This window comes from Streptosporangium nanhuense, assembly GCF_059358815.1.
Genome location: NZ_JCADBG010000104.1, coordinates 1 through 1,199 on the forward strand (window position 1 = coordinate 1; position 1,199 = coordinate 1,199).

Here is a 1,199-nt window from a genome sequence, read left to right on the forward strand (position 1 = left end):
CGAAGGGCAAGCCCTGCCCGCAGGATGTTGGTCGCCGCGTTCACGTCGGCGTGCGCGACGTGTGCGCACCGCTGACAGTGAAACTCGGCTTGAGTGACGCGGTTCTCCTTCGCGCAGTGCCCGCAACGGGCACAGGTGCGGGAGGTGTTGGCGGGATTCACCGCGATCAGCTCTCGACCGGCGCTTTCAGCCTTGTGCGACAGGATCGTCAGGAACACCCCCCAACCCGCGTCCAGGATGCTGCGGTTGAGGCCGGACTTGGCCGCCACGTTGCTGCCGGGCGCCTGGAGCGTGCCGGACGCCGAGCGGGTCAGGTTCGCGATCCGCAGGTCCTCGCAGGCGATGACGTCGTGGTCGCGGACCAGCGTGAGGGCGGCCTTGTGCGCGCCGTCGAGGCGTTGACGGCGGACCTTGCCGTGCAGGGCGGCGACGCGGGCCACCGCTTTACGGCGCCGCGTGGAGCCGCGTTTCTTGCGGGCGAGGTTGCGCTGGGCGGCGGCGAGGCGGTCGGCGGAGGCGGCCAGGTGGCGCGGGTTGGCCAGGTGCTCACCGTCGCTGGTGGTGACCAGCGAGGCCACGCCCAGGTCGATCCCGACGGATGCGCCGGTGGCGGGCAGCGCCTCGGCGGGCACGTCGTCACACGACAGCACGACGTACCAGCGGGAGCCTTCCCGCTTCACGCCGATCGTCTTGACGGTGCCGCGCACCGGCCGGTGCCGGTGGACGCGGACGTGGCCGACGCCCTGGAGACGGACGAACGTCACGGTGGGGTGTTCGGGCTGGGAGTCCCACCGGCAACCGTCACCGTTCTTGGGCCATTCGACGGTATCGAACCGGCCCGTGCCCTTGAAACGGGGAAACCCCGGCGTGCGCCCGGCCTTGACACGAGCGAAGAACGCCTGAAACGCCTTGTCGAGGCGGCGCAGCGTGGCCTGCTGGGAGGAGAACGACCACCGGCCCTGACCGTCTGGGTCGTCGGCGCGGATGTGTTTCAGGTCGGCGGACTGGTCGCCGTAGCGGATGCCCACCTTCGTCTTGGCGTAGGCGGTGCGGCGGTGCTCCAGCGCGGCGTTGTACAGGGCGCGGTGATCATCCAGGCAGGCGATCAACGCGACGCTCTGGCGGACAGTGGGGCGCAGCAGGAACTTAAACGACCTACGCACCACACCACCACCCTCGCTCGAACCTTTGTTCCCACC

1 protein-coding gene is annotated in these 1,199 nt (G+C 70.0%); it reads right to left on the reverse strand.

Features of this window, described 5'->3' with window-relative positions:
* Positions 1-1,163: RNA-guided endonuclease InsQ/TnpB family protein (locus tag AC5L38_RS44175; protein ID WP_495248815.1), on the reverse strand; the 1,163-nt coding region annotated here is incomplete at its 3' end.
* Positions 1,164-1,199: the final 36 nt, after the last annotated feature.